This is a genomic window from Natronococcus sp. (genome assembly GCF_047921035.1).
Taxonomy (GTDB): Archaea; Halobacteriota; Halobacteria; order Halobacteriales; family Natrialbaceae; genus Natronococcus.
The window spans coordinates 21,096-27,666 of record NZ_JBLRWX010000047.1; the positions used below are offsets into that span (position 1 = coordinate 21,096).

Here is a 6,571-nt window from a genome sequence, read left to right on the forward strand (position 1 = left end):
GCGATCGGCTCTCGCTCGAGTTCGGTGATGGCCCCACGAAACGACTTCTCTAGTGCAACTGGCACCTAACTGCGGCTACAGCGATTGGAACGTCGGCTCGTCGTTTCGAGGAACGGTTTCGTCGCTTGTATCGTCGCACGGCATCTGCGATCGACAGCTCCTCCGTGAGACACGTAAAACGATGGTACGGACGGGCGAAATGCGAAACGAAGAGGAAAAGGTTCTATTACCCGAATCGATGACGATCCGCTACCCGGTTACCCGTTGCTGCGGTGTCTCGTCTCGCTTCGGACTTCTTGGGACGAGCGCATCTCGCCCGCCGACCATATTTAGGCATCGAGACGCGTGACTAAAACGATGAAAAATATCTATTGACTCGGTGAAAGACGCTCCGAAAGTTCGGTTTATTTCGAAAGCAGATTCGAGCTCTTCGGCCGGTATGGAGCCGATATTTGGCCGTTTCGGCGCTACATCGCTCGGCTAACGCGGGAAACGGAGGCGTCGGGTCGTTCGAGTGCAAAGTCGGAACGTTGTGCTCGATTAATACTCGTTTCGAACGGTTCTCAGCCCTCCTTATCCCTGCTCTCGCCACTTTCGGGCGAGACGGAATCTACTACTGTCTCGGAGAAAAAAGTGTATCACGATACGAACGCTGCCGTCGAAATTATCGCTCGCCGTGAAAGCTATCAGTGTGCGAAATTGGGTTCGTGTAACAGTTGGAACGATTGAAGCCGTTAATGCGAACTCCGATCGTGGACGCTGATGGGTGGACGGGCCACCCGGAGCAAACAGATGACTGACGACAAAGCACATAGCGACCGCCGCGGCGTTCTTCGAACCGCAGGAGCGATCGGACTCGCCGCGATCGGATTCACAGGAACCGCTGCAGCGGGCGATAAAGGTGGCGACCGTAAGCGGAAAAAGCCTAACGGCCACTACTCGAAAAAGAGTGGTAAGCGCGGTAACGGGCCGAAGAAAAAGCCGCCAGGAAAAGCTCGCGGCCACTACTCGAAAAAGAGCGGTAAGCGCGGTAACGGCCGAAAAAAGAAGCGCAGTAAGAAGTACTAGACGTACTGCGTAACCCGAGAGCGATACCTAACTCCCGTACGGGGGTTTTCGTTTTTCTTCTGCTCGGTGCTTCCGTCGAGAGCGGTTCGTTGCGGCAAGTGGTCGATATCCTTCTCCTCAGCGATCCGACCAGTCCGGTCAACACAGTAGCGATCACGCTTCCGTGATTCGGAGGTCGGTACGCCGTCGTGGGGGGTCGAAAGGGTTTTTCGACGCGGCCGGCTGAGTACAGACAAATGGGGCTCGAGGACGAGATCGAGGAGATCGAAGAGGAGATCGCCAACACGCCCTACAACAAGTCGACCGAAGCGCACATCGGTCGGCTGAAGTCCAAGCTCGCCGAGAAGAAGGAGAAACTCGAGAACCAGCAGTCGGGATCGGGCGGTGGCGGCGGCTACTCCGTCGAGAAACACGGGGACGCGACCGTCGCCCTGGTCGGCTTTCCGAGCGTCGGCAAGTCGTCGCTGCTGAACGCGATGACCAACGCCGAGAGCGAAACCGGCTCCTACGAGTTCACGACGCTGGACGTCAATCCCGGGATGCTCAACCACCGCGGCGCGAACATCCAGATGCTCGACGTCCCCGGGCTGATCGAGGGCGCGGCGTCGGGCAAAGGCGACGGGAAGCAGGTGCTCGCGGTCGTTCGCAACGCCGACCTGATCGTCTTCATGCTCTCGGTGTTCGAGATCGAGCAGTACGACCGCCTCCAGGAGGAGCTGTACGACATCAACATCCGCGTCGACCAGGAGCCTCCGCGGGTGACGGTGCGCCCGAAGATCAAAGACGGCATCAAGATCACCTCGAGCACCGACCAGGAGTTAGACGAGGAGACGATCTCGGACGTGCTCCGGGATCAGGGCTACGTCAACGCCGATCTCAACCTCCAGGAGAACGTCACCATCGACCGGCTGATCGACGGGCTGATGGAGAACCGCGAGTACATCCCATCGATCACCTGCGTCAACAAGGTCGACCTGATCGAGCCCGACTACAAGGAGCAAGTGGACGAACAGCTCCGCGAGCGCGACCTCGACCCCGAGGAGGTAACGTTCATCAGCGCCGAGGCCGAGCGGGGACTCGACGCGCTCAAAGACCGTATCTGGGAGAACCTCGGACTGATTCGGGTGTACATGGACAAACCCGGCCGCGGCGTCGACTGGGAGGAACCGCTCGTCGTCGAGTCGGGCACGACCATCGGGGAAGCGATCGAAAAACTCGGCGGCGAGATGGAAGAGCGGTTCCGTTTCGCCCGCGTCAGCGGTCCCAGCGCGACCCACGACGAACAGCAGGTCGGCACCGACCACGTCCTCGAGGACGAAGACGTGCTGAAGCTAATTCTCCGCCGATAGTGGTTCCGTAACTGTCGGTTCCGATGAGCCAGAATTATCAGTTCTGGCGGTGTAGGTGCCGCCATGTCAGAGTTCGGGGCGCTATCGCTGTTGCCGCCGCTGCTCGCGATCGTTCTCGCGGTCGCCACGCGGCGGCCGATGCTCTCGCTGTTTCTCGGCGTCTGGTCGGGTGCGATCATCTACACCGAGAGTCTCGGCATCGGACAGACCTTCGACTGGATCGTCGGCGCGATCATCGCCGACGAGGGCTTTCACGTCCAGATCCTGCTGTTTACGATCCTGCTCGGCTCGGGCGTCGCGCTGATCTGGCGACTCGGCGGCGCGACCGCCGTCCGGAACTGGGCGACCGAACGACTCGAGACCCAGCGCACGGTCGGGCTCACGACCTGGATCCTGGGGCTGCTCATGTTCTTCGACGACTACGCCAACACGGCGATCGTCGGCTCCACGATGCGCGAGATCTCAGACCAGTTCCGGATCTCCCGCGAGAAGCTCTCCTACATCGTCGACTCGACGGCCGCGCCCGTCGCGACGATCGGGCTCTCGAGCTGGGTCGCCTTCCAGCTCTCGCTGATCGCGGGCGCCTACGAGGACCTCGGCGTCGACGGGGAGGCGCCGACGGCGTTCGAGACGTTCGTCTGGTCGATCCCGTACAACACCTACGCCCTGCTGGCGATCGCGATGGTCGGGATCGTCGTCTACACGCGGCGTGACTTCGGCGAGATGCTCGACGCCGAGCACCGCTCGTGGAAGCAGGGGCTCGTCAGCCGCGAGGACGCCACCCCGCTCCAGGAGGTCGAGAAGGACCTCGGGAAGCCGATCGACGACCGACCGATGCTGCGGACGTTCTTCGCACCGGTCGTCGTCCTCGTCGTCGTCACGCTCGCCGGCGCGTTCTGGACCGGGTACGAATCCTGGGTCGACGAGCAGGCCGAGGAGGGAGCAGCGACGACGATCGGCGCCGCCGCCGACGAGGCGGGACTCGTGCAGGTCCTCGTCGACGTCGTCGGCGCCGGCGACTTCGCCGGCGCGCTGGTCTGGGGCTCGTTCGCGATGGTCGCGTCCGCGATCGCGATCGGCGTCGCCTACGACCTCTTTGACCTCGGCGACGGCGTCGACACCGTCCTCGACGGCTTCCGGCTGATGGTGACCGCGGTGACGATCCTCGTTCTCGCGTGGTCGATCAGCGACGTCGCGGACGCGCTCGGTACCGGCGATTTCGTCGCCGGCTACGTCGGCGAGGCGATCCCGCTCGAGGTGCTCCCCGTCGTGATCCTGTTCGTCGCGGCGTTCGTCGCGTTCACGATGGGATCGTCGTGGGCGACGATGGGGATCGTCACGCCGATCGCGATCCAGGTCGTCTACGAGCTGACCGGCTCGTTCGAGCTGATGCCCGTCGTCGTCGGCGCCGTCTTCTCGGGGGCGATCTTCGGCGACCACACCTCGCCGATCTCCGATACGTCGGTGCTGTCCTCGACGTTCACCGGGGCCGACCTCATCGACCACGTCCGAACGCAGTTCTACTACGCCGCCACCGTCATGGTCGTCGTGGTGGTCTGTTACCTGCTGTACGGCTACCTCGGACTCTCGCCCGCGATCTTCCTGCCGATCGGACTCGCCCTGCTCGTCGGCCTCGTCTACGGGCTCTCGGAGTTCGACGCGAGACGGAAGGGCGTACAGCCGAAGGCGTCCTCGGTCGACGTCGACTCCGGGTCTCGCGAGGCCGAGTCGGTCGACGACGCCGAGTAGACCGCCGGCTTCGCCACGCTTTTGAGATTTCCCGGCGTTGGTCCGCGTATGGACGGCACGCTCGATCACGTCATGATGCGCGTCTCGGATCTCGAGGAGTCGCTCGACTGGTACCAGACCCACCTCGAGTACGAGGAGAAAGACCGCCACGAGGGCGACGGGTTCACCATCGTCTACCTCGGCCCCGAGGAGATGGCCGAGGAGGAGGCGATGCTCGAGCTCACCCACAACGAGGGCGAGGACGTCGAGGTCGGCGACGCCTGGGGCCACATCGCGGTGCGCGTTCCGGAGGGCGAACTCGAGGACCACTACGAGCAGCTGATGGACGAAGGCGTCGAGGACTATCGCGACCCCGAATCCTGTGGCGGCCGATACGCCTTCGTGAAGGATCCCGACGGCCACGAGGTCGAGATCGTCCAGCGCGACCCCGAGCAGGGCGCGACCTGGTCGCTCGACCACACCATGATCCGCGTCGAGGACGCCGACGACGCACTGGGCTTCTGGACCCGCAAGTTCGAGTACGAACACACCGGCCGCTGGGAGTCGGACTCGTTCGCGAACTACTTCATGAAACCCGAGGACGCCGGCGAGGCGGCGATGGCCGTCGAACTCACCTACAACTACGACGGCCGCAGCTACGACTTCGGCGACGCCTGGGGCCACCTCTGTGTCCGCATGGACGACCTCGAGGACGACTGGGACCAGCTGATGACCCGCGAAGCGGAGGACTACCGCGACCCCGAGAGCAACGACAACATGTACGCCTTTACGAAGGACCAGGACGGTCACGAGATCGAGTTGCTCGAGCGCGATCCCGACGCCGACTCGCTGTTCCCGTTCTGAGCGGTCGGCTCGGATTTTTCGGAGAGGGCCGCGCCACGAGTCCAGCACGCGCTTGAAACGCGAACCGTTTACTCGGTCCTGTCCCCTCCTCCGGTATGAGCCGCAGCGTCGGCGCGACCGAACTCCTCCGCGAGTTTCTCCCCGAGTGGACGACGCTGCTGTTCGTCGCGCTCTCCTACCCCGGCAAGCTGACGCTGCTCGTCCCCTTGCTGGGTCTGTTCTATCTCGTCGACGTCGGCCGCACGCTCCGGTCGGGTGCCCTCGAGGGTCGGCCGCTCTGCTCGAGAGGCACCGCCTACGTGCTCGCCGTCTCCCTCGGCGGGCTGGCCTTCGTCGTCCTGGTCAAGGGCGCGTTCTCGCTTCCTCGCACCGATCCCAGTCTGCACGCGGTGTCCTCGAGCGAGCACGGGTTTCCGAGCGGGCACGTCATGGCGGCGGTAAGTACCTGGGGTGCGCTCGCGCTGTGGACGACCCACAGCACTCGCGTTCGGCGGCTGCTCGCCGCCGGCGCGGTCGTCGCCGTCGTCGGCCTCGCTCGCCTCGCGCTCGGCATCCACTACCTCGTCGACGCGGCCAGCACGCGGGCGCTGCTCTCTCTGGTCGGTACCGTCGGCGCCGTCGTCGGCTGGCGCACCCTCGAGGCGCCGCCGATCCGCCGGCGGCTCCGCGAGCGCGTCGGCGGTGAGAGCGCAACGCCTATGCCGAGTCGCCCCCGCGAGTGAACCGAATGTCGAGCCGAGAGCCGTTCGGACAGGGCGTTCGCCTCCTCGCGATCGGACTTGTGGTCGTAGCCCTCGCCGGGCTGATCGTCTGGGCCGGCGCCAGCCCCGCCGAACCGATGGAGAGCGACCTTCCCGACGAGACCGAGGTGCCCAACGACCGGGCCGGCCACGTCGGCGAGGCGGTCATCCTCGGCGGCGAGGTCGTCGAGACCGATCCCGTCGTCATCGCGACGCGCGCGAGCGGCTACGGCCAGTTCACGGTGATCGAGGCCGACGCGGCCGTCCAGAACACCGACGAGCCCCTCGAGGTCGGCGACCAGGTCACGGCCTCCGGCACGCTCGAGGACGAGGACACCCTGGCCGCGGAGCGGGCGACCGTCCAGGAGCCCGGCGACACGCAGTACATGATGCTGATCTCGCTGCTCGGCGGGTTGGTGGTCGTCGGCCGCGTGCTTCGGGACTGGCGGTTCGACCTCGAGCGACTCGCGTTCGTTCCGCGCGAGCGCGCGCGGTCGCGCGGTGACCCGAATAGCGGATCGGCCACCGAGGACGGCCGCGGGCGGACCGACGACGCGCTCGAGGCGCCCGCGGGAGGTGATCGCGGTGGCTGACGTCCTCACTCACGTTCTCGTAGGCTACGTCCTCGGGATGGGGCTGGCCTTCCGCTACGACTGGATGGGGCCGGCCCACGTCACGATCGTCATGGTCGGACGGTGCAGGAATTCCATCAAGTGGGTCGTGTTGGTTGAACGGGACGCGGAGCTTCGTCGATGCTCTCGAGAACTCCTCGTCGACCCACGGTTCCGGGACCCTGAATTGCCGCTGTAAGAGTCGAAAGAT

The 6,571-nt window shown here is 64.6% G+C and carries 6 protein-coding genes and 1 pseudogene; all 7 read left to right on the forward strand.

The genetic code is table 11. The features are described 5' to 3' along the window. Positions 1 to 792: 792 nt before the first annotated feature. Positions 793 to 1,068 carry a hypothetical protein gene (locus ACNA7R_RS11185; protein WP_416283647.1) on the forward strand — a complete coding sequence of 92 codons (276 nt, stop codon included), beginning with the start codon at positions 793 to 795 and terminating at the stop codon, positions 1,066 to 1,068. A gap of 236 nt (positions 1,069 to 1,304) precedes the next feature. Continuing rightward, positions 1,305 to 2,417: an OBG GTPase family GTP-binding protein gene (locus ACNA7R_RS11190; protein WP_416283648.1), complete on the forward strand. Its 1,113-nt coding sequence runs from the start codon at positions 1,305 to 1,307 to the stop codon at positions 2,415 to 2,417. A gap of 63 nt (positions 2,418 to 2,480) precedes the next feature. Further along, positions 2,481 to 4,166 (forward strand): Na+/H+ antiporter NhaC family protein, encoded by a 1,686-nt coding sequence (locus tag ACNA7R_RS11195; protein WP_416283649.1) that lies wholly within the window; start codon positions 2,481 to 2,483, stop codon positions 4,164 to 4,166. 48 nt (positions 4,167 to 4,214) lie between these two features. Further along, on the forward strand, positions 4,215 to 5,009 hold the full coding sequence (locus ACNA7R_RS11200) for a VOC family protein (protein ID WP_416283650.1): 795 nt from the start codon (positions 4,215 to 4,217) through the stop codon (positions 5,007 to 5,009). Between the two features lie 95 nt (positions 5,010 to 5,104). Beyond that, positions 5,105 to 5,731: a phosphatase PAP2 family protein gene (locus ACNA7R_RS11205; protein ID WP_416283651.1), complete on the forward strand. Its 627-nt coding sequence runs from the start codon at positions 5,105 to 5,107 to the stop codon at positions 5,729 to 5,731. Positions 5,732 to 5,736: 5 nt separating this feature from the next. Next, positions 5,737 to 6,342, forward strand: coding sequence for a hypothetical protein (locus tag ACNA7R_RS11210; protein ID WP_416283652.1), 606 nt, complete (start codon positions 5,737 to 5,739; stop codon positions 6,340 to 6,342). Next, positions 6,326 to 6,442, forward strand: a pseudogene (locus ACNA7R_RS11215) (metal-dependent hydrolase); the annotation flags it as partial. The gene ACNA7R_RS11210 and the pseudogene ACNA7R_RS11215, both read left to right, overlap by 17 nt. Between the last annotated feature and the right edge of the window lie 129 nt (positions 6,443 to 6,571).